At 69.2% G+C, this 24,376-nt stretch carries 26 protein-coding genes; 6 read left to right on the plus strand and 20 right to left on the minus strand.

From position 1 onward, the window contains the following. Nucleotides 1-4: 4 nt before the first annotated feature. From QWJ38_RS05855 to flgB, 13 genes are read right to left on the minus strand one after another with little or no spacing between them, the layout of a single operon-like run. On the minus strand, nt 5-2,935 hold the full coding sequence (locus QWJ38_RS05855; protein WP_290358130.1) for a PAS domain S-box protein: 2,931 nt from the start codon (nt 2,933-2,935) through the stop codon (nt 5-7). Nucleotides 2,936-2,974: 39 nt separating this feature from the next. Beyond that, nucleotides 2,975-4,153: an EAL and HDOD domain-containing protein gene (locus QWJ38_RS05860; RefSeq protein ID WP_290358131.1), complete on the minus strand. Its 1,179-nt coding sequence runs from the start codon at nt 4,151-4,153 to the stop codon at nt 2,975-2,977. A 15-nt stretch (nt 4,154-4,168) separates the two neighbouring features. After that, the gene (gene flgL / locus QWJ38_RS05865; RefSeq protein ID WP_290358132.1) at nt 4,169-5,383 is read right to left on the minus strand and encodes a flagellar hook-associated protein FlgL; all 1,215 of its coding nucleotides are present in this window, start codon (nt 5,381-5,383) and stop codon (nt 4,169-4,171) included. A 14-nt stretch (nt 5,384-5,397) separates the two neighbouring features. Continuing rightward, the gene (gene flgK / locus QWJ38_RS05870; protein ID WP_290358133.1) at nt 5,398-7,392 is read right to left on the minus strand and encodes a flagellar hook-associated protein FlgK; all 1,995 of its coding nucleotides are present in this window, start codon (nt 7,390-7,392) and stop codon (nt 5,398-5,400) included. A gap of 10 nt (nt 7,393-7,402) precedes the next feature. Further along, the gene (flgJ, locus tag QWJ38_RS05875; protein WP_290358134.1) at nt 7,403-8,263 is read right to left on the minus strand and encodes a flagellar assembly peptidoglycan hydrolase FlgJ; all 861 of its coding nucleotides are present in this window, start codon (nt 8,261-8,263) and stop codon (nt 7,403-7,405) included. A 1-nt stretch (nt 8,264) separates the two neighbouring features. Next, complete coding sequence (locus QWJ38_RS05880) at nt 8,265-9,377, minus strand: flagellar basal body P-ring protein FlgI (protein WP_290358135.1); 1,113 nt, start codon at nt 9,375-9,377, stop codon at nt 8,265-8,267. A gap of 42 nt (nt 9,378-9,419) precedes the next feature. Further along, nucleotides 9,420-10,100: a flagellar basal body L-ring protein FlgH gene (locus QWJ38_RS05885; protein ID WP_290358136.1), complete on the minus strand. Its 681-nt coding sequence runs from the start codon at nt 10,098-10,100 to the stop codon at nt 9,420-9,422. 5 nt (nt 10,101-10,105) lie between these two features. Further along, entirely contained in the window at nt 10,106-10,888 is a 783-nt protein-coding gene (gene flgG, locus QWJ38_RS05890; RefSeq protein ID WP_290358137.1) for a flagellar basal-body rod protein FlgG, read from the minus strand. Between the two features lie 15 nt (nt 10,889-10,903). Then, entirely contained in the window at nt 10,904-11,635 is a 732-nt protein-coding gene (flgF, locus tag QWJ38_RS05895) for a flagellar basal-body rod protein FlgF (protein WP_290358138.1), read from the minus strand. Nucleotides 11,636-11,660: 25 nt separating this feature from the next. Further along, nucleotides 11,661-12,971: a flagellar hook protein FlgE gene (gene flgE / locus QWJ38_RS05900; protein WP_290358139.1), complete on the minus strand. Its 1,311-nt coding sequence runs from the start codon at nt 12,969-12,971 to the stop codon at nt 11,661-11,663. Between the two features lie 28 nt (nt 12,972-12,999). Beyond that, nucleotides 13,000-13,635 (minus strand): flagellar hook assembly protein FlgD, encoded by a 636-nt coding sequence (locus QWJ38_RS05905; RefSeq protein WP_290358140.1) that lies wholly within the window; start codon nt 13,633-13,635, stop codon nt 13,000-13,002. Nucleotides 13,636-13,649: 14 nt separating this feature from the next. Further along, on the minus strand, nt 13,650-14,066 hold the full coding sequence (gene flgC / locus QWJ38_RS05910; RefSeq protein WP_290358141.1) for a flagellar basal body rod protein FlgC: 417 nt from the start codon (nt 14,064-14,066) through the stop codon (nt 13,650-13,652). A 17-nt stretch (nt 14,067-14,083) separates the two neighbouring features. After that, nucleotides 14,084-14,497 (minus strand): flagellar basal body rod protein FlgB, encoded by a 414-nt coding sequence (gene flgB, locus QWJ38_RS05915; protein WP_290358142.1) that lies wholly within the window; start codon nt 14,495-14,497, stop codon nt 14,084-14,086. A 165-nt stretch (nt 14,498-14,662) separates the two neighbouring features. Here flgB and flgA point away from each other — a divergent pair, with 165 nt between their 5' ends. The 3 genes from flgA to QWJ38_RS05930 all read left to right on the plus strand — a co-directional run bounded on the left by flgA (nt 14,663) and on the right by QWJ38_RS05930 (nt 16,380). Next, on the plus strand, nt 14,663-15,442 hold the full coding sequence (gene flgA, locus QWJ38_RS05920; RefSeq protein ID WP_290358143.1) for a flagellar basal body P-ring formation chaperone FlgA: 780 nt from the start codon (nt 14,663-14,665) through the stop codon (nt 15,440-15,442). Between the two features lie 121 nt (nt 15,443-15,563). Continuing rightward, nucleotides 15,564-15,896, plus strand: coding sequence for a flagellar biosynthesis anti-sigma factor FlgM (gene flgM / locus QWJ38_RS05925; RefSeq protein ID WP_290358144.1), 333 nt, complete (start codon nt 15,564-15,566; stop codon nt 15,894-15,896). Nucleotides 15,897-15,972: 76 nt separating this feature from the next. Next, nucleotides 15,973-16,380: a hypothetical protein gene (locus QWJ38_RS05930; RefSeq protein WP_290358145.1), complete on the plus strand. Its 408-nt coding sequence runs from the start codon at nt 15,973-15,975 to the stop codon at nt 16,378-16,380. 106 nt (nt 16,381-16,486) lie between these two features. Here QWJ38_RS05930 and QWJ38_RS05935 read toward each other — a convergent pair whose 3' ends face one another. From QWJ38_RS05935 to kefF, 3 genes are read right to left on the minus strand one after another with little or no spacing between them, the layout of a single operon-like run. Then, nucleotides 16,487-16,918: a DUF1841 family protein gene (locus tag QWJ38_RS05935; protein WP_290358146.1), complete on the minus strand. Its 432-nt coding sequence runs from the start codon at nt 16,916-16,918 to the stop codon at nt 16,487-16,489. Between the two features lie 17 nt (nt 16,919-16,935). Next, entirely contained in the window at nt 16,936-18,795 is a 1,860-nt protein-coding gene (gene kefC / locus QWJ38_RS05940) for a glutathione-regulated potassium-efflux system protein KefC (RefSeq protein ID WP_290358147.1), read from the minus strand. Further along, nucleotides 18,795-19,418 (minus strand): glutathione-regulated potassium-efflux system oxidoreductase KefF, encoded by a 624-nt coding sequence (gene kefF / locus QWJ38_RS05945; RefSeq protein WP_290358148.1) that lies wholly within the window; start codon nt 19,416-19,418, stop codon nt 18,795-18,797. Before kefF ends, kefC begins: the two co-directional genes overlap by 1 nt. 108 nt (nt 19,419-19,526) lie before the next feature. Here kefF and QWJ38_RS05950 point away from each other — a divergent pair, with 108 nt between their 5' ends. From QWJ38_RS05950 to QWJ38_RS05960, 3 genes are all read left to right on the plus strand, one after another. Beyond that, the gene (locus tag QWJ38_RS05950) at nt 19,527-20,150 is read left to right on the plus strand and encodes a ParA family protein (RefSeq protein WP_290358149.1); all 624 of its coding nucleotides are present in this window, start codon (nt 19,527-19,529) and stop codon (nt 20,148-20,150) included. An 11-nt stretch (nt 20,151-20,161) separates the two neighbouring features. Continuing rightward, nucleotides 20,162-20,614, plus strand: coding sequence for a MaoC family dehydratase (locus tag QWJ38_RS05955; protein WP_290358150.1), 453 nt, complete (start codon nt 20,162-20,164; stop codon nt 20,612-20,614). A 109-nt stretch (nt 20,615-20,723) separates the two neighbouring features. Continuing rightward, the gene (locus tag QWJ38_RS05960; RefSeq protein WP_290358151.1) at nt 20,724-21,452 is read left to right on the plus strand and encodes a response regulator; all 729 of its coding nucleotides are present in this window, start codon (nt 20,724-20,726) and stop codon (nt 21,450-21,452) included. Here QWJ38_RS05960 and QWJ38_RS05965 read toward each other — a convergent pair. Genes QWJ38_RS05965 through QWJ38_RS05980 form a run of 4 tightly spaced genes read right to left on the minus strand, consistent with a single transcriptional unit; the run spans nt 21,449 to nt 24,361 of the window. Then, on the minus strand, nt 21,449-21,727 hold the full coding sequence (locus QWJ38_RS05965) for a DUF971 domain-containing protein (protein WP_290358152.1): 279 nt from the start codon (nt 21,725-21,727) through the stop codon (nt 21,449-21,451). The genes QWJ38_RS05960 and QWJ38_RS05965 overlap by 4 nt on opposite strands. Further along, nucleotides 21,724-22,701 (minus strand): HEAT repeat domain-containing protein, encoded by a 978-nt coding sequence (locus QWJ38_RS05970; protein ID WP_290358153.1) that lies wholly within the window; start codon nt 22,699-22,701, stop codon nt 21,724-21,726. The genes QWJ38_RS05965 and QWJ38_RS05970 overlap by 4 nt, the downstream gene beginning before the upstream one ends. Next, on the minus strand, nt 22,698-23,537 hold the full coding sequence (locus QWJ38_RS05975) for an ABC transporter ATP-binding protein (protein WP_290358154.1): 840 nt from the start codon (nt 23,535-23,537) through the stop codon (nt 22,698-22,700). The genes QWJ38_RS05970 and QWJ38_RS05975 overlap by 4 nt, the downstream gene beginning before the upstream one ends. Beyond that, nucleotides 23,534-24,361, minus strand: a complete 828-nt coding sequence (locus tag QWJ38_RS05980; protein ID WP_290358155.1) for an ABC transporter permease — start codon at nt 24,359-24,361, stop codon at nt 23,534-23,536. The genes QWJ38_RS05975 and QWJ38_RS05980 overlap by 4 nt, the downstream gene beginning before the upstream one ends. Between the last annotated feature and the right edge of the window lie 15 nt (nt 24,362-24,376).

The following is a 24,376-nucleotide window of genomic DNA, read 5'->3' on the forward strand; positions in this document are numbered from 1 at the left end:
GGGGCTAAGGGCTGTCGAGCAGCTTGACGCTGGGGCGTAACAGTTCGACCCGACTGACCACGCGCGGGCCGTCCTGCTCGATGCTCAGCACCGCGCTGCGCCGCGGCAGCAGCGCGCGCACCAGGCCCAGGCCCAGCACGCCGCCGGGCAGCAGCGCGACATTGAAGCCCTCGGGCAATTGGCCGGTATTGCTGATCTCGATGGCGACGCTGCTGCTGCCGCAGCTGAGCCGGCAGCTGACGGCATCGTCCGGCCCATGCTTGACCGCATTGCTGAGCAGCTCGTTGAGGCTCAGCGCGATCGGGATCGACTCGGCCTCGGGCAGCATCCAGCGCTCGGCCGTCTCGCCCTCGATCTGCACGGCGATGCCCTGGCCGGAGCTGCGCTGCACCGAGCCCACGATGGCCTCGACGACGCGCCGCAGGCCCAGCGGCCCGCTGCTGCCGACCTGCAGGCCGTAGACCTGGGCGATCGCATTGACCTGGCCGACCGCCTCGTTGATGACGCCGGCGACCTCAGGCCGGCGCGCGGCGATCTGCTGCAGCAGGCCGGCGACGCCCTGCAGATTGTTCTTGATGCGGTGGTGCACCTCGCGCACCAGCAGCTCGCGCTGCGCGATCGCCGCCTGCAGCCGCGCTTCCTCGGCGGCGCGCTGCTCGGTGACGTCGCTGGCGACGACCAGCAGCTGTTCCGGCGCGCCGTCCGCGCCGCCGCCCTCGGCGCTGCCGGCCAGCTGCAGAAAGCGCGCGTCCCAGATGCGCTGGCGCTCGCCGGCGCCAAGCCGGTATTCGCGCTGCATCGGGGCGCCCGACAGCAGCGCCTCCCGCATATCGCGGCGGATTGGCTCGGCCTGCTCGGCGCCGAACAGCTGCTCGGGCCCGGCGCCCAGCAGCTGCTGCTCGCTGCGCCCGGCCAGCGCGAGCGCGGCCTGGTTGATCTGCACAATCGCCAGCGTCTGGGCATCGTGCAGGCTGATCGCCAGCGGCGCCGCCTCGATGATGCGCGACAGCGAGGCCTGGGCGCGCTGCGTCAGCGCCTCGGCCTGCCGGCGCCGCTCGATATCGAGCAGCGCATAGGTCAGCTGGCGACCGCTGTGCGGCGTGCCGGTGACGACGGCATTGCCGACGACCCAGAACTCGCGCCCGTCGCGCGCCTGCAGCCGGCATTCGAAGCTGTCGGTCTGGCCCTCGTCGAACTCGTCGAGATAGCGGCGGCGGAACGGGTGCTCGGGCTCCGGCGTGGCCACCGTGCTCATGTCCTGGCCGAGGAACTGGGCCAGATCGCCGCCGAACATGCGCCGTGCCGAGCGGTTCATCCATTCGATGCCGCCGCGGCCGACGGTGACGATGCCGATCAGGACCGAATCGAGCACCGTGCGCTCGCGCTCGGTCTGCAGCAGCAGCGACTGCTGGGCGCGCCGGCGATCGTCGACATTGACATAGGTGGCGATGAAGCCTTCCTGCGGAGCGCCGGGCCGCATCGGGCGCACGCTGATCTGCATCCACAGCGCCGTGCCATCCTGACGGCGCACGCGGCGCTCGCCGCGCCACAGGCCCTCGGCCGCGACCGCCTGCTGGACCAGGGCCAGTTGCTGGCGGTATTCGTCGGCGTTGTCGAACAGCTGCTGGTGGTCGAGCCCGGCGAGCTCGTGGATGCGGTAGCCGGTCAGCGCCGCCAGCGCGTCGTTGGCGCGGGTGATGCGGCCCTGGCGGACGATCGCGATGCCGACATCGGACAGGCTGAACATCAGCTCGCGGTCGCGCTCGGCCGCCTCCAGCTCGGCCTGCTGCGCCTTCAGCTGCTCGCTTCGCGTCTCGGCCTGCTGCTGCGCCGTCACGTCCAGGGTCACGACCGAGGTGGTGCGCTTGCCCGAGGCCAGCCGTCCCGGCTCGACCCGGGTCAGCAGCCAGCGCCGGCCCAGTTCCGGATGGCGCACCGCATAGCGGACCTCGGTGCGCTCGCCCTTCTTGAGCGCCTGCTGCAGGCGCTCGAACTCGGGCAGCGAGGCCGGCTCGACCACGTCGCGGCCTATGCCCTGCAGGCCGGCCAGTCCGGCGCGCTGGCCGCCCAGGCTGCCACCCTCCAGCGAGGACGGCCGTGGCCGCAGCCAGCCGGTGTCCTGCTGGAAGGTGGCCAGGCCCACGCCGGCGGTGTCCATCAGGGCGTCCAGCTGCTGGTGCGCCAGATCGCGCTCCTGTTCGGAGCTGCGGTCTTCCAGCACGGCCATGAAGCGCCGCGCCGCCGTGCCGGCGGTCTGCAGCGGCTGCAGCCGTCCCTGCAGCCAGCGCGTGCGCCCCAGCGGGTCGACCAGGCTGGCCTGGGTGCGCAGCATCCCGGTGCCGGCCAGCAGCGCGTCGGCGACGCGGCCCAGCGGGCGGTCCCAGGCCAGCAACTGCTGCAGCGCCGGCTCGGCCTGGTGCAGGGTGGCCGGCGCCTGCAGGCTCAGCGCGCTGAAGGCGCCATTGCTTTTCAGCAGCAAGCCGTGCTCGTCATACAGCACCAGGGCCAGCGGGCTCAGCTCGAACCACTGGGCAATCTCGCTCTGCGCCCGCTCGGCCTGTTCGCGCGCGGCCAGCTCGGCGCTGCAGTCCTGCAGCGCCAGCAAGGTCAGCGGCGGCTTGCCGGCAGCGGCCAGCGCATGCTGCATCGCGCGCAGCCGGCGCTCGCGGCCGCTGCCGTCGAGCAGGCGGAATTCGTTCGGCGCCACCGGCTGCAGCAGCGCGGCGGCGTCCAGACCCTGCAATTGCGCGGGTTCGCGACCGCACAGCGCGGCAAAGACCTGGTTGGCGGCGATCAGGCGCTGCGCGCCGTCGACCACCAGGGCCGGGAAGGGCGAGGCCCAGAAGATCCTGACCAGCTCCTCGGCCCAGTCGCCGGCGGCCGCGCTCGGCGCCGGCATTGCGGCATCGGTGGGGAAGGAGGGCGGGGCGGCCATGGCCCGCAGTTTAGTGTCGAGCCTGGAAGCCTTCGTCACTCATTCCAGCTGCGCGGACTTGGCCAGCGCGCGCAGCACGCACTGGTTGATCTCGTCGGCGCCCAGCATCAGCTGCTCGGCGGCGGCGCGGTAGTCGTAGACCGACTCGTGCTCGACCGCGCGCACCAGCTCCAGATAGGGCTGGTAGGGGCCGGTCTCCTCGACCAGGGCCTGACGCACCCGCTCGGGCACGGGGATGGCCTGCAGCAGCTTGGCGAAGGGCTGCTTCAGCATATGGTCGAGCAGCGAGAACAGGCCGCAGACGAACATCTCGTCGCGCATCTCGCGATCGTCCATGCTGGCGGCCAGCTCCTCCATCAGGATGCCGCGGCGCAGCGCGGCGAACATCACCGGCCGCATCGCATGGTCCTTGCTGGCCGTGGTCAGCAGCAGGGCCAGCCAGCGCTTCAGCCGCGCATAGCCCAAGAGCATGATCGCGTGGCGGAAGCTGCTGACCTCGACCGTCAGGCCGAAGGCGGCCGAATTCATATAGCGCAAGAGCTTGAAGGCCAGGCTCGGGTCGCGCTGCAGCGTCTGCTCCAGGCGCTCGATGTCCTCGCCCTGGTCCAGGCGCGACATCAGCTCGACGATCACCTGCAGATCGGCCTGGATCTCGCTGCGCACGGCGCCGGCCGGAGCCTCGTAGGCGCCCTGCATGGGCCAGCCCAGCACGCCCTGGGCGCCGCGCCGGAAGGCGGCGTCGATGTCCTCGGCGCTGCGCAGGCCGCACAGCAGCCGGGGCAGCGCCGTCTCGGTGCCGCCGCGGCTTTCATCGTCCAGGTCCAGCACCGCGTACTTGAAGCAGGGCAGCAGCTCGGCCGCCAGCGGCGCGGTCGGGCGGCCCTTCAGCAGCAGCTGGTTGCCATGTTTCTTCAGCGCCAGCAGCAACTCGCCATGGACCGCATCGCCGGCCATGAAGGCGGGCAGCTCGATCATCAGATTGGGGCTGGGCGCGCTGCGCAGCAGGCCTTCCAGCAGCGACTCGCTGAGCACGTTCAGCACGACCTGGCCGCCACCGGCCGGCCAGACCTCGGCCACGGCGGCCAGCAGCTCGGCCGCTTCCAGCCTGGCATCGGGGCGCAGCGGGACGACGGTGAGCCGGGTGGCCGCGACCGTGCGTTGCGGATCGATCAGCGGGGCGTAGCCGAGCGCGACGGCGCCCAGGATGGGATGGTTCATCTAGTCGGGGCTAACTCAGAGATTGATGTACTGGAACAGAGACATTTTCTGTACCGAGGCATAGGTCTTCAGGGCGGCATCGTAGCCGCTCTGCTGGTTCTGGAAGTCGGCGATGCCCGAGATCATGTCCAGGTCTTCGGCCGCCGAGCGTTCGCTTTCGTTGTAGAGCTTAAGGGCGCCGAGGCGCGACTCGCTGCCGTCAAGATTGTTCAGGCTTTCGCCAACGGCGGCGCGCGCGTTCTGCAGATTGCCCAGCACTGCATCGAGGTCGCGCAAACCTAGCGCGTTGGCCTGCGCCAACTGCGTGTCGCTGCGCTGCGGGCTCTTCAATTCGCTGACCAGACGATCCAGCACATCGAACACGCCCAGATCCTTGGTCGATGGCTTGATCTCGAAACGATCGCCATCGAGGGCGGAGCCCGTCAGCGTGATCGAAATTCCTTCGAATTCGATCGCTTTACCGGAGGCAAAAGGACCGCCTGCCACCGTGTTGCCCAGGCTGTCGATCACCGTATAACGGGCGCCGGCGCCACTGCCGACGACTTGCAGTTCATAGCTTGCGCCGGTCAGCAGCGAGGGATCGGTGACGCGGCCGGAATCGATCCAGCTTTGCTGCGCCGCGCCGGGGTCAAACAGATTCGGCAGCACGCCGGTCTCGAACACCCCATTGCCGCGGACTGCCTGGGTCCAGGCGGAGCGGCCATCGACGCTGAGCGGATAGCTTTCGATCGCGCCCCCGCCCTGGGCCGTGCCGGCGGTGCCGGCGAACTGCACGCCGGTGGGAGTGTCAATGAAGGGGGCTCCGCCGGAACCCTGGCCGGCGAAAAGGAAGCCGCCGGTGCCGTCGGAGCGATTCGCAAGCGCGAACAGCTGACCGCGCAGACCGGTCACTTTCTGTGCCAGGCTTTGGCGCTCCGCGTCGCTGTAGCTGGCATTGCCGGCGGCCACCATTGCTTCCCGCACCTGCTGAAGCAGCTCGTTGGCATCGCCCAGGGCCGATTCGCCCAGCGCCATGCTGTTGCGGCTGGCCTCGAGCGCGCGCTGGTTGGCGTTGGCCCGGTTGATTGCCATCAGGGCGCGCTCGGCCCGAGCCGCAGCGGTCGGATCGTCGCTGGCCTTGCCGACCCGCTTGCCGGAAGTTAGCTGGGTCTGGGTCTCCTGCATCTGCTGCTGGCGATGCTGGAGATTGGTGATGCTGGCGTCGAAAAGATTGGCAGTGGACAGGCGCATGGTCGCTTTCAATCTCAGGCGGCGAGTTTCAGCAGTTCGTCGAACAGGCTCTGGGCGACCTGCAGGACCTTGGCGGCGGCTTGATACCCCTGCTGGAACTGCATCAGTCGCGCCGCTTCCTCGTCGATATTGACGCCGGCCTGACCCGCACGCGTCGCCTCGGCATCGGAGGCGACGGTTGTCGAGACTTCGGCCAGATAGTTGGCGCCCTGGACGCGGGCACCGATCTCGCTCATTGCGGTCGCATAGGCGCCGGTGACGGTGGCGCCTCCGGTGATACTGCCGTCTGCCAACAGCCGGCGGCCGATGATGGTTTCGTCTTGGATACTCAGGAATGCCTTGGCATTGCCGTTGTTGGTGGCGCTGAACTTGGTGGCTTCAAGCGTGACGGTGTCACCCTTGCGGGGTGTGCCATTAAGCGTGAGTTCAAAGCCGAGATCGATGGCCGGGCTGGCATTCGGTTGGTTGCCGATTGCCTGGCCGGCCTTCCAGATGCCGTCCAGCACCGTGCCGTCGGCCAGCGTGACCGTGTATTGCAGCTGGGCTGGATCGGCCGGGTCAGGGTCGCCAAAGGCGACCGTCATCGGCGCCAGGCTGGTATCGAGGCGGCCGTTGGCCGCACGCAGCGAATCGATCGTCGCGGTACCGGTGTTGCTCACGGCGGTACTGCCGGTCAGCGGCGAGGCGGCCGCAATGCCGCTGGGCTGATCGAGCACGCGCTTCATCTCGAGGGCGCCCTGCGCAACCGGCTCGATGATGAAGGAATCTGAAACGCCGGGGGCGGCGCCGATGAAGTCCACCTTGAAGCCGTCGACCGAGTCGCCGTCATACACAGTGCGGGTCAGGCCGTCGGAAAGGCGTGTCAGCTGGTAGACGCCGGGCGTCCCGGACGGGTCGGATTGCAGCTTGTAGGCACTGGCCTGCAACTGGCTGGCGTCATTGATGGTGACCTGCACCCTGCTGAGGAAATTGCCGCTGGCGTCCCGCTCGTTGGTGCTGGCCGGCAGCGAACGCGGTGCGCCAAACGCGAACATCGGCGCGCCCTTGCCCGGCGGATCGGACAGGTCCAGACCCAGGGCCTGCTGTTCGTTGACCCGGCTGGCCAGCGCTGTCGCCATCTGGCCGAGCTGATTGCGCGCGTTCTGCAGATCATCGTTCTGGTATTGCAGCAGGGCGGTGATCGAGCCGCCGGTCAGCACGCTGGGATCGAGCGTGCGGTTGCCGCTGGCTTCGGTGATGCTCAACGTCGCGCGGCTGCCGTCATATGGATCCTGCGTCACCGCCAGTTCCTGAGCCTGGGCGCCCAACACGAGGCGCTGACCCCCACCGATGAACACCCCTACCGTGCCATCGTCGGCCTTCAGTGTGCTGACCTGGATGTATTGGCCCAACTGCGAGATCAGCTCGTCGCGTTTGTCGAGCAGATCATTGGGCGTATGGCCGCTGCCGTTGGCGCGGGCAATTTGGCTGTTGGCGGCAGCTATCTGTTTGCTGAGCTGGTTGACGACGCCCACATTGGCCTTCAGATCGCTGACCACGCCGGCCTGCAGGCTGGTCAACTGCTGCCCCGCGCTCGAGAAGCGCGCGGCCAATTCCTCGGCCCGACCCAGCACGACCTGACGCGCAGAGAGGTCGGACGGGCGGCTGATCACATCGACCATCGCGTTGAGAAACTGGCTCGTCGCATAACCAATGCCTGCCTCGCCGGTCGGGAAGATCTTCTCCAACTGCGACAACTGCTCAGAGCGAGTCTGATCCATATAGGCGACCGACTTACTGCTGGCCGCCTCCTTAGTCAGGAATTCGTTGTGCGAGCGCATCACCGTCTCGACATTGACGCCGCGGCCGAAGAAGCCGGCGCCGCTGTACTGGCCGTCCGCAGTCGCCAGCACCACCGACTGACGCGAATAGCCGGGCGTGTTGGCGTTGGCGATGTTCTGGCCTATGGTCTGCAATGCCGCCTGGTTGGCGAACATCGCCCGCATTCCCAATGACAGCAACGAGCTCATTCAGCCGTCCTCAAGCCATCGCGCGCTGCACGCGCACGGTCGTGTTGATGACCTTGGCCAGCTTGCTGGCGTATTCCGGATCGGTCGCGTAGCCGGCCTTCTGCAGGCCGCGGGCAAAGCCCTCGGCGCCGCCGCTCTGGGCCTGGGCGACCACATTGGCGTAGCGTTCGTTGCTGCCGATCAGGCGCGCATAGTCCTTGAAGGCTTCCTCGTAGCTGGCGTAGGCGCGGAACTTGGCCGTCACCTTCTGCGGCTTGCCGTCGATGTACTCGGTCGTCTGCACCTCGGCGACCTTGCCGGTCCAGTTCGACGTGGCCTTGATGCCGAAGACATTGAAGCTGGGGCTGCCGTCCCTGCCGGTGATCTCGCGCCGGCCCCAGCCCGATTCATGGGCGGCCTGGGCGATCATGAAGCTGGCCGGGATGCCGGTGGCGGCCTCGGCCGCCTTGGCCGCGCCGTCGTGCTTCTGAATGAAGGTCTGCACATGCGGGGCGATGCCCTTGGTGGCCAGCACCGGCAGCGGCTGCACGGCGTTCTTGGCCGCATCGTCCTTGAGGCCCATCTGGCGCTGCAGCTGGCGCTGGATCGCATCCGACAGGCCGCCGGGCAGGCCGGTCAGCTTGCCGGCGAACTGCGTGTCCAGCATCTCGGTGCCCATCTGGGTGGCCGAGTTCTCCAGCATGCCGGTCGACAGGGTCGAGGCGCGCATGCTCTTCATCACTTCCTGCATGAACAGCGACTCGAACTGCTTGGCCGCCTCCTTGATGCTCGACTTGGGGTCGCGCGCGGCGGCGGCGCGCAGCGCGTCGATCGAACGCGTGTCGCTCGTCAGGCTGTTGCCGGCGTTGAAGGGGGTGGAGGAGAGTGCCATCTCAGATCACCTCCAGCTCGGCGTTCAGCGCGCCGGCGCTCTTCATCGCCTGCAGGATGGCCAGCAGGTCTTGCGGGGTCGCGCCCAGCGAATTCAGCGCCTTGACGACATCGGCCAGTTTGGCACCGGCCGGCATCTGGATCAGCGTGCCGGGCTCCTGCTTCAGCGAGATGTCGGTCTTCTGGGCGACCACGGTCTGGCCGCCGGACAGCGCGTTGGGCTGGCTGATCACCGGCGTCGAGCTGATCGTCACCGACAGATTGCCATGCGCGACCGCGCAGGCGGCCAGGGTGACCGACTGGTTCATCACCACCGAGCCGGTGCGCGCATTGATGACGACGCGGGCGGCCGGCTCGACCAGGTCCAGTGGCAGGTTTTCCAGATCGGCCAGAAAGGTCACGCGGGCATCGCTGCCATTGGGAGCGCGCACGCGCACCGAGCGGCCGTCCAGCGCCTGGGCCGTGCCCTCGCCCTTGGCGCGGTTGATCGCCTTGGCGACCGCGCGGGCGGTAGCGAAGTCGCTGGCGTTGAGGTCCAGCTGCACATAGTCGCTGGCCTGCAGCGCGGTCGGCACGCTGCGCTCGACCAGGGCGCCGGCGGGGATGCGGCCGGCGCTCAGATGATTGATCTGCACCTTGGAGCCGCCGGCCGAGGCGCCGGCGCCGCCGACGACCAGATTGCCCTGGCCGATCGCGTAGACCTGGCCATCGGCGCCGCGCAGCGGCGTGGCGATCAGGGTGCCGCCGCGCAGGCTCTTGGCATTGCCCATCGAGGAGACATTGATGTCGATCTGCTGGCCCGGCTGGGCGAAGGCGGGCAGCTGGGCCGTCACCATCACGGCCGCGACATTGCGCGGCTGCATGGTGACGCCGGGCGGCAGCATGATGCCGAACTGCTGCAGCATCGCCGACAGGCTTTGCGCGGTGTAGGGGGTTTGGGTGGTCTGGTCGCCGGTGCCGTCGAGGCCCACGACCAGGCCGTAGCCGGTCAGCGCATTGGCGCGCACGCCTTGGACGGCGGCCACTTCCTTGATGCGGGCGGCGTGCGCCGGACCCGCCAGCACGGTGGCCAGGACGAGGAGGGCGCTGAGGAATCGGGCGGTGATGCTTGGCATGACGGTCGTAGCGGAGACTGCTACAACCGATTCTGCGCATTCTTAAGTGGGCGAAAGGTTCAAAAAGAACCGCGACAACCAGCCTATTCCATGCGCATCGGAGACGGCGCCGCGGCCGCGCTGCTCGATGCGCACATTGGCGACCTGGGCCGAGGGCACGGTATTGCCCTGCACGATGGCCTGCGGGTCGACCTGGCCGGAGAAGCGCAAGACGTCGACATTGTGGTTGACGCCGATCTGCTTCTCGCCGCTGATCAAGAGGTGGCCGTTGGGCAGCACCGCGGTGACGACGGCGGTGATGCTGCCGGAGAAGTCGTTAGTGTTCTCGTTCGAGCCCTTGCCGGCCGACTTGGTCGCCGAGCTGGCGTTGGCGGCGGCGCGGTTGAAGGAGCTGGGCGAGATGCCGGGCAGGGCGGTGACCGCGGCGGCCAGCGAGCCGCTCTTGTCGATCTCGCTGGTGGAGCTCTGGCTGGCGCTGATGCGCTCGACGATGACCACGGTCACCGTGTCGCCGACCAGGCGGGCGCGCCGGTCCTCGAACAGCGGCCGGTAGCTGACCGCCTGATAGATCGAGCCATTGCTGGCCTGCTGCTGCGGCTGCAGCGGCAGCTGCACGACCGGCGTGTGCTGCAGCTCGACGCGCGGCTCGGGATAGAGCGTGCCGCAGGCGGCCAGGCTCAGGCTCATCAGGGCAAGGGCGAGGGTGCTCAGGCGCTTCATCATGGTCCTCAGATCTGGGCGAGCTTCTGCAGCATCTGGTCCGAGGTCTGCACCGCCTTGGAGTTCAGCTCGTAGGCGCGCTGGGTCTGGATCATCGCGACCAGCTCCTCGACGACGTTGACGTTGGAGGTCTCGACATAGCCCTGCTGCAGCGCGCCCAGGCCGTTGGCGTTCGGCGCGCCGGCGTTGGGCGTGCCGGAGGAGGCGGTCTCGACGAAGAGGTTCTGGCCCAGCGGGTCCAGGCCGGCCGGGTTGACGAAGCTGGCCAGCTGGATCTGGCCCAGGTTCTGCGGCTGGGCCGAGCCCGGCACGGTCACCGAGACGGTGCCGTCGTTGCCGATCGTGATGCTTTGCGCATTGGCCGGCACGGTGATGCCGGGCAGCAGCGTATAGCCGTTGTTGGTGACGATCTGGCCGTTGGCGTCGAGCTGGAAGGAACCGTCGCGGGTGTAGGCGGTGGTGCCGTCGGGCTGCTGGATCTGGAAGAAGCCATTGCCCTTGATCGCCAGATCGAGGTTGTTGGTGGTCTGCTGCAGATTGCCCTGGCTGTAGATGCGCGAGGTGGCGACCGGGCGCACGCCCAGGCCCAGCTGCAGGCCGGTGGGTAGCTGCGTCTGCTCGGTCGTGTTGGCGCCGCTCTGGCGCATGTTCTGGTAGATCAGGTCCTCGAAGATCGCATGCGAGCGCTTGTAGCCATTGGTGGCGACGTTGGCCAGGTTGTGCGAGATCGTGTCCAGCTGGGTCTGCTGGGCCTCCATGCCGGTCTTGGCAATCCAGAGCGAGCGGATCATCGGGGTCTTCCTTGTTTAAGAGCTGCCGAGCAGCTTGGCCGATTGCTGGCCCTGGGTCTGCGCGATCTGCAGCAGCTTCATCTGCTGCTCGAACTGGCGGCCGGCGGCGATCATGCTGACCATGGTCTCGACCGGGCTGACGTTGCTGCCTTCCAGCGCGCCGTCCTGCAGGCGGGCGTTCTGGTCGGCCGGCAGATCGGCGCCGTCGGCGCTGCGGAACAGGCCATCGGCACCGCGCTGCAGCGGCGCCTCCGGCGTGACCAGCTTGAGCCGGCCGATATTGACCGGCCGCGTGTCGTTGGCGCCCTTGGCGGTGATGGTGCCGTCGGCACCGATGTCCACCCGGCTGTCCGGCGGCACATTGATCGCGCCGCCCTCGCCGAGCACCGGCAGGCCGTTGCGCATCACCAGCTGGCCGGTGGCGTCGACGTCCAGCGAGCCGGCTCGCGTGTAGGCCTCGGTGCCGTCCAGGCCCTGCACGGCCAGCCAGGCATTGCCCTGCATCGCGACGTCCAGATTGCGGCCGGTGGTCTGCACGACGCCCGCGTCGGGCTTGTAGCCGATGGTGGTCTCCAGCGCGTAGGCGCGGGTGCTGGCGCCGTCGCCGCGCACCGGCACGGCGCGGAAGGCCTGCAGCTCGGCGCGGAAGCCGTTGGTCGAGACATTGGCCAGGTTGTTGGCCAGCACGTCCTGGCGCTGCATCGAGGCCTTGGCGCCGGCCATCGACAGATAGATCATGCGGTCCATCGCGCGCTCCTCCTCGTCTCAGCGATTAACGCAGGTTGACGATGGTCTGCATGACCTGGTCCTGCGTCTTGATCGTCTGCGCATTGGCCTGGTAGATGCGCTGGGCGGTGACCATATTCACCAGCTCGGCGGTCAGGTCGACGTTCGATTCCTCCAGCGCGCCGGACTTCAGCGCGCCCATATTGCCGTCGCCCGGCACGCCGACGACCGCGTCGCCGGAACCATAGGTGCGCGCCCAGAGATTGCCGCCCATCGGCTGCAGGCCCTGCGGATTGCGGAAGGAGGCGAGCTCGATCTGGCCGGCCGGCTTGCTCTGGCCGTTCGAGTAGCGCGCCATCACGATACCGCTGTTCTCGATCAGGATGCCGGCGAGCTGGCCCGGCGCGTAGCCATCCTGGGTCAGGTCGGTGACGGCGAAGCTGGAGCCGTTTTCAGTGGCGTCGGTCAGATAGAGATCGATGGCCGGTACTGGCAGTGTCGTCGCGCCCATCGCGTTCATGCCGGCCGGCACATTCATCATGATCTTGTCGGTCGGGACAATCGGATTACCGCCGGTAGCTGGGAAGGTGAGCGTGGTGTATGGCTCGAGCGGATTGCCGTCGGCATCGACGCTGATCGGCGTGCCGTCCGAGTTCTCGGTGAAGGGCTGGCCATTGGCCGTTGCGAAGATGTTCCAGGTCGTGTTGCCATCGACATCGGGCGTGGTCTTCTGGAAGTAGAAAGTCACGGCGATGTCCTGCCCCTTGGCGTCATATACGGTCATCGAGGTCGCGTTGTTGTACGTCGTCGGGTCGCTCAGCAACATACCAGGGCGTGTGTCGGACGCGGTAACAGCCGAGCGGGAGTCCAGATTGAACTCAGTGTCGACGCGGCTCGTCGCTCTCGGCGCGATACCCGCGGTCGGCAGCTGCAGGGGCCTCGCTAGGCCCGGCTGGATCACGCCGCTGCCGTCGGCCGGGTAGCCGAGCAGCTTCAGTTGGTCGTTGTTGACGATGAAGCCCTCGCGGTCCAGCTTGAACTGGCCGTTGCGGGTGTACATCGCCGGGTTCTTGCCGTCGCTGACCTGGAAGAAGCCGCCGCCGTTGATGGCCAGATCCATCGGGCTCTCGGTCGTCGTGATATTGCCCTGGGTGAACTGCTGGGCCACCGTCTGGAGGCTGACGCCGATACCGACCTGGCTGGCACCGGCACCGTTGAGCGCGCCGGCATAGACATCGGCGAACTCGGCTCGTGCGCTCTTGGCGCCGTAGGTGCTGGCGTTGGCGATGTTGTTGCCGATCACGTCCAGGCTCTTGCTGGAGGCGTTCAGACCGGAAAGACCTTGTTGAAAGCTCATGGGGTGTCCTTGGCGGGGGGCAGGCGGTTCAGTCGAAGGAGGTGACGCTGGCGTAGTCGACCAGGCCCAGGTTCTTCAGCTCCAGCTTCAGGCTGCCGCCGCTGGCGTTGACCGAGGTCACGGTGTCGCGGGTGAAGGTGGTGCTGCTGACCGGGGCGGCGCCTTTGGTGGCGGTGATGCGGTACTTCAGATCCGAGTCGATGCCGTAGGCGGTGCTTGGCCATGTGAAGTCCTGGCGGCCGGCGCCCTGGGCGCCCAGCTGCACGGTGTCGATCACGCTGCCGGCCGGGCTCAGGATCTCCAGCTTGACCGCATCGGCCGGCGAGGCCAGCTCGTAGCTGCCCTGGCCGGCGCCGGAGGACATGTCGAGCCGGTTGCCGGCGACGCTGACCTCGCGACCGACCAGGGACACGCTCTGCAGCATCTGCATCTGGCCGAACTGCGAGGCCAGCGACTTGACCGAGCTGTCCAGCGTGCTGATGCCCGACACCGTCTGGATCTGCGCCATCTGGCTGGTCACCTGGGCGTTGTCCATCGGGTTCATCGGATCCTGGTTCTGCATCTGCGCGACCAGCAGCTTCAGGAAGCGGTCCTGCGTGTCCTGCGCCGTCTTGGCCGCGGTGGCGCTGGTGCTCGGGGTGGTGTTCAGTGCGGTGACATCCATCTCTCAGGCGCTCCTCAGGACTGGCCCAGCTGCAAGGTCTTGAGCAGCAGGTTTTTGGCCGTGCTCATCACCTCGATATTGTTTTGATACGAACGCGAGGCGGAAATCATGTTGACCATCTCCTCGACCGTGTTGACATTGCTGTAGGTCACATAGCCCTCGGCATCGGCCTGCGGATGCTTGGGGTCCAGCACCTTGCGGCCGGGCGTCTGGTCCTCGCTGATCGTGCTGACGCGCACGCCGGCCGAGGCCAGGTCGTTGCCCGCGCCGACCAGGGCGGTCTGGAACACCACCTGGCGCGCCTTGTAGGCTTGGCCGTCCGGGCCGGCCACCGTGTCGGCATTGGCCAGGTTGCTGGCCACCACGTTCAGGCGTTGGCTCTGCGAGCTGACCGCGCTGCCGGAGATATTGAAGATCTGGAACATCGACATGACGGGCTAATCCTTTATCAGCCGGCGTTATGCGGCTTCATCGAGTCCAACGTAGTGCGCACCGAGGCATTGATGAAGCGCAGCGTCGCCTCGTACTTGACCGAGTTGTCGGCGAAGTTGGCGCGCTCGCGGTCCATATCCACGCTATTGCTGTCCAGATTGGTCTGGGCGGCGGTGGAATACAGCTTTTCGGCATCGCTGCGGGCGCCGGCCGGCGGGGCGATATGGCCGGCGCGCGTCGTCGTCATGGCGCCGGGCACGGCCGCGCCGCCGGTGGCCTCGCGCAGCGCGCGGGCAAAGTCGATGTCGCGGGCCTGGTAGCCCGGCGTGTCGGCATTGGCGATATTGCTGGCGAGCAGGCGCTGGCGTTCGGACCGCAGCGCAAGCGCCTGGGTCTGGAAGTTCAGCGGGTCGGTCAGTCGGTTCATCATGTGAGGTGCCCTTTGCTGGGGCCGCCGCTCCACGCAGGCTTGCGGGATTTGGCGATGTGAACGGATTGTTGGTGGCCGACCGGCAAAACATTAGCGGGAATAAAGAGGGCTTTGCTGCGCATTTCCGGGCTCAGCGGCGCCGGCCCCGGGTCTAAAGTTGCCGCCATGCATCAGATTCGCCCGTCCTCCCTGCTGTTCGCCGTGCTGCGCCTGTTGGCCGCAGTCGGCGTGGGCCTGGTCGTGGCGACGGGCCTGGGCCTCGCGCTGCCCGCTCGCGCCCAGGCGCTGGACGCCGGCCTGGCCAGCCAGGTGCAGCAGCTGGCCGAGGCCGGCGCGCTGAACGGCATGCCGGCGCAGGCGCGCGTTGAGGTGCAGCTGGGCCGGCTCGATCCGCGCCTGAAGCTGGCCCCCTGCCGCCAGGTGCAGCCCTATCTGCCGACCGGCCTGTCGATGTGGGGCCGCACCCGCATCGGCCTGCGCTGCCTGGATGGCCAGCATGGCGGGCAGGGTGCCGCCGCCGGCCTGGCGCGCTGGAACGTCAGCCTGCCGGTGACGGTCAAGGTCTATGGCCGGGCGCTGGTCGCCTCGGGCCCGCTGCCGGCCGGCACGGTGCTGACTCAAGAACATCTGTCGGTGGCCGAAATCGATATCGCGGCGGAGCCGGCAGCTGGTTTCACGGATGCCGCCGCCCTGGTCGGCCGTACGCTGACCCGCCCGCTGGCCGCCGGCGACGCGCTGCGCAGCAGCAGCCTGAACCGGCGCCAGTGGTTTGCCGCCGGCGAGACGGTGATGGTGCGGGTCGCCGGTCCCGGTTATGCGATCGCCGGCGAAGGCCAGGCGCTGACGGCCGGGCTGGACGGGCAGGACGTGAAGATCCGTTTCGACAACGGCCGCACGGTCAGCGGCCGGGCGACCGGCGAGCGTCTGGTGGAGTTGCTGCTGTGAGCGGGCATTCCGGCCGGCTTGCACATTTTTTTGACGAAAGTCCTAAAGTGCCGCTCGGACGCGTCGATACACCGAAAAACCGGGTCAGGTCTGTGACCGGCCGGGACCTTTGGAGAACAGCATGAAAATCGGTAACAGCCCAGAAGCCGCTGCCAGCCCCGTCGGGGCCGACAAGGCCGCCGCCGGCACGCGTTCGCAGCAGCCCGCTGCCGCCGCGACCGTCGCCGGCGCCAAGAAGGCGCCCGAGGCCAGCACCCAGCTGAATCTGTCCAGCACCGCCAGCAGCCTGCTGTCCGGCGTCGGTGCGGACGAGGGCAGCTTCGATGCCGAGAAGGTCCAGCGCATCTCGCAGGCAATCGCCGAGGGCAAGTTCAGCGTCAATGCCGACGCGATCGCCGACAAGCTGATCGCCAACGCGCAGGAACTGCTGGCCCGCACGCAGCCCAAGCACTGAGCGAACGGGCCGGCGCCCGGCCGGTCTTCCGACAAAACCAAGAATGAATCTCGACGCCCAGAGGGCGGGGACAACCATGCACCTTTCGCCTTCGACGACGACAGAGCCAAGCAACCCGGTCAGCCAGCAGCTCGAAAAGCCGCTGCTGGAGGTCGAGAGCTGCCTGAATCTGCTCGGCGAGGCGCTGCTGCGCCGCGACACGCCGGCGATCGAACAGCATTCGGCCCAGCTGCACCAGGCCCTGGCCCAGGCGATCGCCAGCTTCAGCGAGGCCGCCCGCAGCGGCAATGTGCCGGCCAGCCTGCGCAACCGCCTGGTCCAGGCCGGCGGCCGCGTCGCCGCCCAGCGCGAATCGCTGGCCCGCGCCACCGCCGCGCTGGATCGCGCGATCGACGTGCTGATGCCCAGCGAAAGCAGCGGGCTCTACTCGGCCCTGGGCAAGAGCGAGCGCAAGTCCAGCCTGGGCGGCGCGATCCAGGCCTGAGCCCGGCCCGAGGGCGTGCGGCAGGCGCCGCCGGCAAGAAAGCGAAAGCCACCCGAGGGTGGCTTTTTTGCGCCCGTCGCGGTGGTGTCGCCCGGGATGAACGCTGCTAGGCGGTGGCCTTTCGGCGTATCGAGTCCAGATAGGCATGCCCGTCCGGCGGCAGGCCGCTGCGCTGCGAGGCCCAGATCATTTCGCCCAGCGCATCCATGGCCACATGATGGGCCTCGTGCAGCGAGTTGCGCTTGGCGGCCATCAGGTCGATCGCCTGGCGGATGCCGCTGGGCTGGTCGATCGCATGCTGCTCGGTGATCGTCAGGTGCATGGACAGGTGCAGGAAGGGATTCGTGCGGCCCTCCTCCACGCTGTAGACGGCCGCCAGCGCGGTCTCCTCGTCGGCCAGCTCGGCGTGGTACTCGGGGTGCTGCTGGATCCAGTCGGCGGCCAGCGCCTCCATCGGGATCAGCGGCGCGCCCTCGCGCAGCTTGCGATAGGTCTGGCAGAAGAAACGGCGGACTTCGAGTTGGGACGGGGCGAACATGGGCGCAATTGTCGCCGCTAGCCCCGTTCGTCGCCGTCCGATGACGATTGACCCCAGTGATGCTGCTGCGGCCGGCGCGCGCGCGCCTGCTCGCGTTCCTGGGCGACCAGCTCCTCGAACTGGCGCCGGCCCTGCTTGGCCGCGGCGATCAGCGCCGCCTCGTCCTTGTGCAGCGGCACCGTGCGCTCCAGCTGTTCGACATTGTGCTGGCGGAAGCGCCAGGCCAGCTTGCGCGCCGCATGCGGCTCCCAGCCCAGCTGCTCGAGCACGCTGCGCGCGCTCATCAGCGCCGAGTCCAGCGTCTCGCGTTCGATCAAGGTGACGCCGAGTTCGCGCAGCTTGTAGAAATGGGTGACGTTGCGCGCGCGCGCAACGATCTGCAGGCGCGGGAAATGCTGGCGGGCCAGGGCGGCGATCTCGACGCTGTGCTCCATCTCGTCGACGGCAATGACCAGCACGCGCGCCGTTTCGGCGCCGGCCGTACGCAGTAGGTCGAGCCGGGTCGCATCGCCGAAGAAGACGCGCCAGCCGAAGCGGCGCAGCGATTCGATCGCCTCGGCGTCGTGGTCCAGCACGGTCGCCTCGATGCCGTTGGCGTAGAGCATGCGGCCGATGATCTGACCGTAGCGGCCGAAGCCGGCGATGATGATGGGCGCGCTCTGCGGCTCGTCCAGCGTGGCCGCCTGCGGCACGCGCTGGCGCGCCAGCCGCGGCGTCAGCAGGCGGTCGGTGACCAGCAGCAGCGCCGGCGTGCAGGCCAGCGACAGCGCCACCGCCGCGACCAGGGCCGAATTCTGCTGCGCGTCGATCAGGCCCGACTGGCGCGCCAGCTGGAAGACGACGAAGCCGAACTCGCCGCCCTGGGCCAAGAGGATCACGAACACCGGCCGTTCCAGCACCGGGATCTGCATCCACCGGGCCATTGCCGTCAGCAGCGCGCTCTTGCAGACCAGCAGCGCCAGCAGCAGGCTCAGCACCAGCAGCGGCTGCTGGACCAGCACCGCCAGATCGACGCCCATGCCGACGGCGATGAAGAACAGGCCCAGCAGCAGGCCCTTGAAGGGCTCCAGATCGGTCTCCAGCTCGCGCCGGTACTCGCTCTCGGCCAGCAGCACGCCGGCCAGGAAGGCGCCCAGGGCCATCGACAGGCCGACGCTGAGCATCAGCGCCGCGGTGCCGATCACCAGCAGCAGGGCGGCGGCGGTGAAGATCTCCGGCGTGCGGCTGCGCGCGATCCAGCGCAGGGCCGGCCGCAGCGCCAGGCGCCCGCCGAGGATGATGGCGGCCATCACGGCCAGCGCCTTCAGCGCCTGCCAGCCGCCGCCGCCCGCGCCACCGTCCTGCTGCAGCGCGACGATGGGCACCAGGGCCAGGATGGGGATGGCGGCGATGTCCTGCAGCAGCGCGACGCTGAGCACGCTTGTGCCGGCCGTCGTGCGGCCCAGATTGCGTTCGGCCAGCACCGCCAGCGCGACCGCCGTCGAGGACATTGCCAGGCCCAGGCTGACCACCAGGGCCAGGCGCCAGGGCAGGCCCAGCAGCAGCGCCAGGCCCAGCAGCAGGGCGGCCGAGCCGAACAGCTGCAGCGAGCCCCAGCCGAAGATGGGCCGGCGCAGCGCCCACAGGCGCTCGGGCTCCAGCTCCAGGCCGACCAGGAACATCATCAGCACGACGCCGAACTCGGCCACCTCCAGAATCGTCGCCGGCGCGGCGATCAGGCCCAGCACGCTGGGGCCGATGATGACGCCGGCCAGCAGATAGCCGAGGATGGAGCCCAGGCGCAGCGCGCGCGCCAGCGGCACCGCCAGCACGGCGGCGGCCAGGAAGACCAGCGGCAGATGCAGCCAGGCGCCGTGATGCGCGGTCGCCGCCTCCATCAGGATGTCCCCCCGATGGGGCTGAACAGCGCCGGCCGCGCATCGAGCGGGATCTCCGGCGGCGGCTCGCCGGGCAGGCCCGCGCACCAGCCCGGGTAGCTCAGCAGGCGCTCGGCGAAGCCGCGCGCATGCTGCTCGATCTCGGCATCGGAGACGCGGTGCGCGCCATGCAGCACCCAGGGCGGCAGGAAGCGCAGCCCGCACAGGCGCGCGCTCTGCGCATAGGGCAGCAGGAAGGTGTCGAGCGTATGGCGGTTGTGGCCGGTCTCGGCATAGGACTCGGCGCTGCCGCCGGTCGAGGTGGCCAGCCACAGGTCCTTGCCCTGCAAGGCCTGACCCCCGGGGCCGTAGGCCCAGCCGAAGCGCAGCACTTCGTCCAGCCAGATCTTGAGCAGGCCCGGCATGCTGTACCACTGCAGCGGATGGACCAGCACCAGCAGGCGGGCCGGCGTCAGCGCCGCCTGCTCGGCGGCGACGTCGATCGCGTAGTCGGGATAGAGGCGGTAGAGGTCGCGCAGGGCAAGCCGCTGCGGGGCCAGCTTTTGCGCGGCGGCAAGCAGCGCCTGGGTGACGCGCGACTGCGCCAGGTCCGGGTGCGCGGCAATGATCAGGATGTCGGCCATCCCGCAAGCGTAACCCGGCCCGGCGGCGCCGCTCCGGCCTTGCCTGCATTGCCGCCGGCCGGGGGGCGCGGCTAATATCGCCCGCAAATCCTGGAGCGAGGAGCCGCCATGCCCGTGATCCTGATCGCCAACCCCAAGGGCGGGGTCGGCAAGAGCACCATTGCCAGCAATATCGCCGGCTATCTGGCGCGCCAGGGCGCGCAGGTGATGCTCGGCGACGCCGACCGCCAGCAGTCGGCCGCGCGCTGGCTGGCGCTGCGCCCGCCGCAGCTGCCCAGGATCGCCGGCTGGGAGTTCGACGGCAAGGCCAGCGTCAGGCCGCCCAAGGGCGTCAGCCATGTGCTGATCGACACGCCGGCCGGCCTGCACGGCAAGCGGCTGGAGGCGCTGTACCGCATCGCCGACAAGATCCTGCTGCCGCTGCAGCCCAGCCTGTTTGACATCCAGGCGACATACGACTTCGTCCAGACCTTGCATGATCTGCGCAGGCAGACCGGGCACAAACCGGCTCTGGCCATCGTGGGCATGCGCGCCAAGGAGGGCACCCTGTCGGTCGAGCAGCTGCAGCATTTCCTGCAGGAGCTGGCCGTGCCGGTGCTGGGCCAGCTGCGCGACACCCAGAACTATGTGCAATTGGCGGCGCGCGGCCTGAGCTTGTGGGACGTGGCGCCGAGCCGGGTCGAGCGCGACCTGGCCCAGTGGCAGCCGCTGACCGCCTGGCTGGATGAGTGACGACGAGCATCATGCGTGTTTTCGACAAGCTGGCCGATCTGGCCGCGCTCACGGGCCAGGAGATTGCGGTCAGCGACTGGGTGCTGATCGACCAGCTGCGCATCCAGCGCTTTGCCGACGCGACCGACGACCAGCAATGGATACACACCGACCCCGTGCGCGCGGCGGCCGGGCCCTTCGGCACGACCATCGCCCATGGCTTCCTGACCCTGAGCCTGCTGCCCAAGTTCTTTGCCGAGAGCTACAAGGTGGCCGAGACGCGCATGGGCATCAACTACGGCCTGAACAAGGTGCGCTTCCCGGCGCCGGTGCCGGTCGACAGCCGGCTGCGGGCGCGCTTCAAGCTGCTCAGCTTCGAGGCGATCGCCGGCGGCGCGCAGTTCAGCGTCGAGGTGACCGTCGAGCGCGAGGGCTCGGACAAGCCGGTCTGCGTGGCCGAATCGCTGACCCGCCAGTACGTGTAGCGAACCCGTCGCCCTGGCCATCACCCCCATCGGGGGTGTGCCCAAGCGAGGGCCGGCGGCCTATCATCGTTCCCCTCATGGGGAATTTTGCTAGCGAAAAGGGCCGGGCATGAAGGTACTGCTGATCGACGATCACCCGCTGATCCTGTCGGCCCTGCAGACGGTCATCGAAGGCCTGGGCGAGGATGTCCGCGTGATCGGCGCGGACAGTGCCGCGGCCGCGCGCGAGACCCTGCGCCAGCACGAGGATTTCGACCTGGTGCTGCTGGACCTGCAGCTCGGCGATGCCAGCGGCTTCGACGTGCTGGAGGAATTCCGCGCCGCCTATCCGGCGCTGCCGGTGGTCGTCATCTCGGCCTCGGACCGCACCAGCGACGTGATCCGCGCCATCGACCAGGGCGCGATGGGCTTCGTGCCCAAGCGCAGCAGCACCGAGGTGCTGGCCCAGGCGCTGAAGCTGGTGATGTCGGGCGGCATCTATGTGCCGCCGATGGCGCTGGGCAGCAGCGAGCCGGAGCAGGCGCCGTCGGCCGCGACGCCGCAGCAGAGCAAGCTGCAGCAGATCCAGGAGCAGGCGCTGGCCTCGAACTTCCAGACGACGACGGGCCTGGAAGGCCTGTCGCTGACGCCGCGCCAGACCGATGTGCTGGCCCTCTTGCTGCAGGGCAAGCCGAACAAGATCATCGCCCGCGAGCTGGGCGTCTCGGTCGAGACGATCAAGGACCATGTCGCCGCGGTGCTGAAGGCGCTGGGCGTGTCCTCGCGCACCCAGGCGGTGCTGGCCGTCGGCCAGATGGTGCAGCGCCAGCCGAATGCGGCCTTCTCGACCTTCCGCTAGACCGACAGCGCCTGCAGCAGCGTCCACGGATAGATGCCGCGGTCATGGCCGTCGCTGAAGATCAGTTGCAAGGCGTAGCGGCCGACGGGCTCGGCATGGATCAGCTCGACGGCGTCGTCGGCTGCCGGCTCGCCACGCAGCGCCCGGGCACGGCAGGGGCCGCAGCGGCAGGCGGCGCGCAAGGCGGTGGCGGGCAGCTCGGCGCTGCCCTCGGGCCACTGCAGGCGCAGGCGCCGCGGTGAGAGATCGACGGCGAGCGGGACGGTTGCGTTCATCGCTCGGCTCCGGCGCTGGCGCCGAGGCGCTGCAGGGCCAGGCGCACGGCTTTGCGGACTTCGGGGTCGGGATCCGCGGCGGCCAGCTGCAGGACCGGCACGGCGGCGTCGTCGCCGATATCGCCCAGCGCGATGGCCGATTCCTTGCGCAGATTGCCGGCGGGGTGGATCAGGGCGGCGCCTAGCACCGGCAGGGCTTGCCTGTCGCCGATGCGGCCGAGGGCGCGGGCGGCGCGCAGGCGGACCTGCCAGTAGTCGTCTTGCATCGCATCGCGCAGCGCGGCGCTTGCGGCGCTGGCGCGCAGCTTGCCGAGCGTGGAGGCGGCTTCCTCGCGGACGGTCCAGGCGGTGTCGCGCAGCGATGCGCAGAGCGCGTCCTGCACGCCGGCGACCTGCTCCGGTGCCGCCAGGCCCAGCGCGCCGGCGGCGGCGCGGCGGACTTCGGGGTCGGGGTCGTCGACGACGACGCGGGTCAGCAGCGGCAGCGCCGGCGCATGCCGCAGCCAGCCCAGCACGCCGACGGCCTCGCGGCGGACGGCGGCGTCGGCGTGCTGCAGCGCGGCCAGAGCCGGCGTGGCGGCGGCCGGCATGCGCAGCTCGCGCAGGGCGCGCAGCGCGGCGGCGCTGATGAAGGCCTCGGGCGAGGCGGCGTGGGCCAGCAGGCGTTCGCCGGAGCGCGGATCCTTCAGCTCCGTGAGGGCCTGGGCGGCGGCGCTCGAGACCTCGGCCGTGTCGCCGAGCGCGGCGGCGAGCGCGTCGACGACGGCGGGCTCGTCCCAGCCGGCAAGGGCGCGGGCGGCCTCGGCGCGCAGCGTGGGCTCGGGGTCTTCGAGCAGCAGGCCGGCCAGCGCCGGCAGCAGGGCGGCGTCTTCCAGGTCGGCAAAGTCCAGCACGGCCACACGGCGCACGCCGGGGTCGGCGTCGGCCAGGCGTTTCAGCAGGTCCTGCAGTTCGGGGTCAAGGAGTTCGGTCATGTCGCGAATCGCCAGCTTGGCGTGCCGAGAGGGGTGAGGCGTTCAAGCGGCTGCGCGGCGGCGTCTTCGCGCAGCAGGGCCAGGCAGCGGCGCTTGCGCTGCACGAAGGCGGGCTCGGTCAGCAGCGCGCTGCTGCGCGGGCGGGCGAAGTCGAGCCTGAGCTCCTCGATGATGCGACCCGGGCGCGGGCCGATGACGAGGACGCGGTCGGCCAGGAAGAGGGCTTCGTCGATGTCGTGCGTGACGAACACGACGGTCGTGCGCATGCGGGCCCACAGCTCCAGCAGCAGCTCCTGCATGCGGCTGCGGGTGAGGGCGTCGAGCGCGCCGAAGGGCTCGTCCATCAGCAGCACGCGCGGCTGGTTGATCAGCACGCGGGCGATTTCGACCCGCTGCTGCATGCCGCCGGAGAGTTCGCGCGGATAGCGCTGCTCGAAGCCGGCCAGGCCCACCATCTGCAGCAGCGCGCCAGCTCGCTGCTCTCGCTCGGCGCGCGGCACCCCCTTCATCTTCAGACCGTAGCCGACGTTGTCGAGCACGGTCTTCCACGGAAACAGCGTGTGCTGCTGGAAGACGAGGCCGCGGTCGGGGTCGGGGCCGGTGATCGGCTCGCCGTCGAGCGCAAGCCTGCCCCGCGCGGGCGCAAGGTGGCCGGCCAGCGCGCCCAGCAGCGTCGACTTGCCGCAGCCCGAGGGCCCCAGCAGGCAGACGAACTCGCCGGGCTCGATGCTGACCGACAGCTCGCGCAGCACCTCGAAGCGGGAGGTGCCCTCGCCGAGCTCGATGGCCAGCTGCCCGACCTCGAGGCGGCCGCCTTCATGGCTGGGCTTGCTCATCGCCGGCCTCCCTGCCAGGGCATCAGCCAGGCGCCCAGCCAGGTGATGAGGGCGCTGCTGCCCATGCCCAGGGCGCCGATGACGAGCATGCCGACGACGATATTGGGATAGGCCTGGAGGGTGTAGCTCTCCCAGGTGTAGTAGCCGATGCCGTACTGGCCGGCGATCATCTCCGCGGTGACGAGGCAGAACCAGCAGGTGCCCATGCCGATGGCCAGGCCGGTGACGATGCTGGGCGCGGCGCCGGGCGCGATCACCTCGGTGAACAGCCGCCAGCCCCGCGTGCCCAGGCCGCGTGCCGAGGCGATCAGGCGTGCATCCACATGCTGCACGCCGTGGATGGTGCTCAGCACGATGGGGAAGAGGGCGCCGACGAAGGTGATGAAGATCATGCTGCCCTCGGACGAGGGGAACATCAGGATGGACAGCGGGATCCAGGCGACCGCGGGGATGGGACGCAGCACTTCCAGCGGCGGCAGCAGCAGCAGCTTGGCCAGCGGCAGGCGGCCGATCAGCAGGCCCAGCGCCACGCCCAGCAGGGCCGCGATGCCGAAGCCGGCACCGACGCGCAGCAGGCTGCTCGCCAGGTGCGCCCCCAGCTTGGGCGATTGCGCCAGCAGCCAGGCCGCCTGCAGGACCTCGGCCGGCCGTGGCGTGTTGGCAAAGCTGAGGAAGCCGAGGTGGAGGCGGTAGGCGCAGGCCAGCTGCCACAGCAGCAGGCAGGCCAGCAGCGACAGGCCCTGCAGCGTCAGGCGGCTCGGCGGCGGCCGCCGCCGGGCCGGGCTGCGGCGCGGCGGCGCGGTGGCGGGGAGGACGGCACTCATGACAGGCCCGGTGCT

This window comes from Roseateles violae (genome assembly GCF_030410485.1).
In the GTDB taxonomy this organism is placed as follows: Bacteria; Pseudomonadota; Gammaproteobacteria; order Burkholderiales; family Burkholderiaceae_C; genus Roseateles_D; species Roseateles_D violae.

What these genes read in the sequence shown, in the direction of transcription:
- QWJ38_RS05855 (WP_290358130.1), bottom strand. Translation starts at nt 2,935, where the DNA reads ATGGCCGCCCCGCCCTCCTTCCCCACCGATGCCGCAATGCCGGCGCCG.
- QWJ38_RS05860 (WP_290358131.1), bottom strand. Translation starts at nt 4,153, where the DNA reads ATGAACCATCCCATCCTGGGCGCCGTCGCGCTCGGCTACGCCCCGCTG.
- flgL (WP_290358132.1), bottom strand. Translation starts at nt 5,383, where the DNA reads ATGCGCCTGTCCACTGCCAATCTTTTCGACGCCAGCATCACCAATCTC.
- flgK (WP_290358133.1), bottom strand. Translation starts at nt 7,392, where the DNA reads ATGAGCTCGTTGCTGTCATTGGGAATGCGGGCGATGTTCGCCAACCAG.
- flgJ (WP_290358134.1), bottom strand. Translation starts at nt 8,263, where the DNA reads ATGGCACTCTCCTCCACCCCCTTCAACGCCGGCAACAGCCTGACGAGC.
- QWJ38_RS05880 (WP_290358135.1), bottom strand. Translation starts at nt 9,377, where the DNA reads ATGCCAAGCATCACCGCCCGATTCCTCAGCGCCCTCCTCGTCCTGGCC.
- QWJ38_RS05885 (WP_290358136.1), bottom strand. Translation starts at nt 10,100, where the DNA reads ATGATGAAGCGCCTGAGCACCCTCGCCCTTGCCCTGATGAGCCTGAGC.
- flgG (WP_290358137.1), bottom strand. Translation starts at nt 10,888, where the DNA reads ATGATCCGCTCGCTCTGGATTGCCAAGACCGGCATGGAGGCCCAGCAG.
- flgF (WP_290358138.1), bottom strand. Translation starts at nt 11,635, where the DNA reads ATGGACCGCATGATCTATCTGTCGATGGCCGGCGCCAAGGCCTCGATG.
- flgE (WP_290358139.1), bottom strand. Translation starts at nt 12,971, where the DNA reads ATGAGCTTTCAACAAGGTCTTTCCGGTCTGAACGCCTCCAGCAAGAGC.
- QWJ38_RS05905 (WP_290358140.1), bottom strand. Translation starts at nt 13,635, where the DNA reads ATGGATGTCACCGCACTGAACACCACCCCGAGCACCAGCGCCACCGCG.
- flgC (WP_290358141.1), bottom strand. Translation starts at nt 14,066, where the DNA reads ATGTCGATGTTCCAGATCTTCAATATCTCCGGCAGCGCGGTCAGCTCG.
- flgB (WP_290358142.1), bottom strand. Translation starts at nt 14,497, where the DNA reads ATGATGAACCGACTGACCGACCCGCTGAACTTCCAGACCCAGGCGCTT.
- flgA (WP_290358143.1), top strand. Translation starts at nt 14,663, where the DNA reads ATGCATCAGATTCGCCCGTCCTCCCTGCTGTTCGCCGTGCTGCGCCTG.
- flgM (WP_290358144.1), top strand. Translation starts at nt 15,564, where the DNA reads ATGAAAATCGGTAACAGCCCAGAAGCCGCTGCCAGCCCCGTCGGGGCC.
- QWJ38_RS05930 (WP_290358145.1), top strand. Translation starts at nt 15,973, where the DNA reads ATGCACCTTTCGCCTTCGACGACGACAGAGCCAAGCAACCCGGTCAGC.
- QWJ38_RS05935 (WP_290358146.1), bottom strand. Translation starts at nt 16,918, where the DNA reads ATGTTCGCCCCGTCCCAACTCGAAGTCCGCCGTTTCTTCTGCCAGACC.
- kefC (WP_290358147.1), bottom strand. Translation starts at nt 18,795, where the DNA reads ATGGAGGCGGCGACCGCGCATCACGGCGCCTGGCTGCATCTGCCGCTG.
- kefF (WP_290358148.1), bottom strand. Translation starts at nt 19,418, where the DNA reads ATGGCCGACATCCTGATCATTGCCGCGCACCCGGACCTGGCGCAGTCG.
- QWJ38_RS05950 (WP_290358149.1), top strand. Translation starts at nt 19,527, where the DNA reads ATGCCCGTGATCCTGATCGCCAACCCCAAGGGCGGGGTCGGCAAGAGC.
- QWJ38_RS05955 (WP_290358150.1), top strand. Translation starts at nt 20,162, where the DNA reads ATGCGTGTTTTCGACAAGCTGGCCGATCTGGCCGCGCTCACGGGCCAG.
- QWJ38_RS05960 (WP_290358151.1), top strand. Translation starts at nt 20,724, where the DNA reads ATGAAGGTACTGCTGATCGACGATCACCCGCTGATCCTGTCGGCCCTG.
- QWJ38_RS05965 (WP_290358152.1), bottom strand. Translation starts at nt 21,727, where the DNA reads ATGAACGCAACCGTCCCGCTCGCCGTCGATCTCTCACCGCGGCGCCTG.
- QWJ38_RS05970 (WP_290358153.1), bottom strand. Translation starts at nt 22,701, where the DNA reads ATGACCGAACTCCTTGACCCCGAACTGCAGGACCTGCTGAAACGCCTG.
- QWJ38_RS05975 (WP_290358154.1), bottom strand. Translation starts at nt 23,537, where the DNA reads ATGAGCAAGCCCAGCCATGAAGGCGGCCGCCTCGAGGTCGGGCAGCTG.
- QWJ38_RS05980 (WP_290358155.1), bottom strand. Translation starts at nt 24,361, where the DNA reads ATGAGTGCCGTCCTCCCCGCCACCGCGCCGCCGCGCCGCAGCCCGGCC.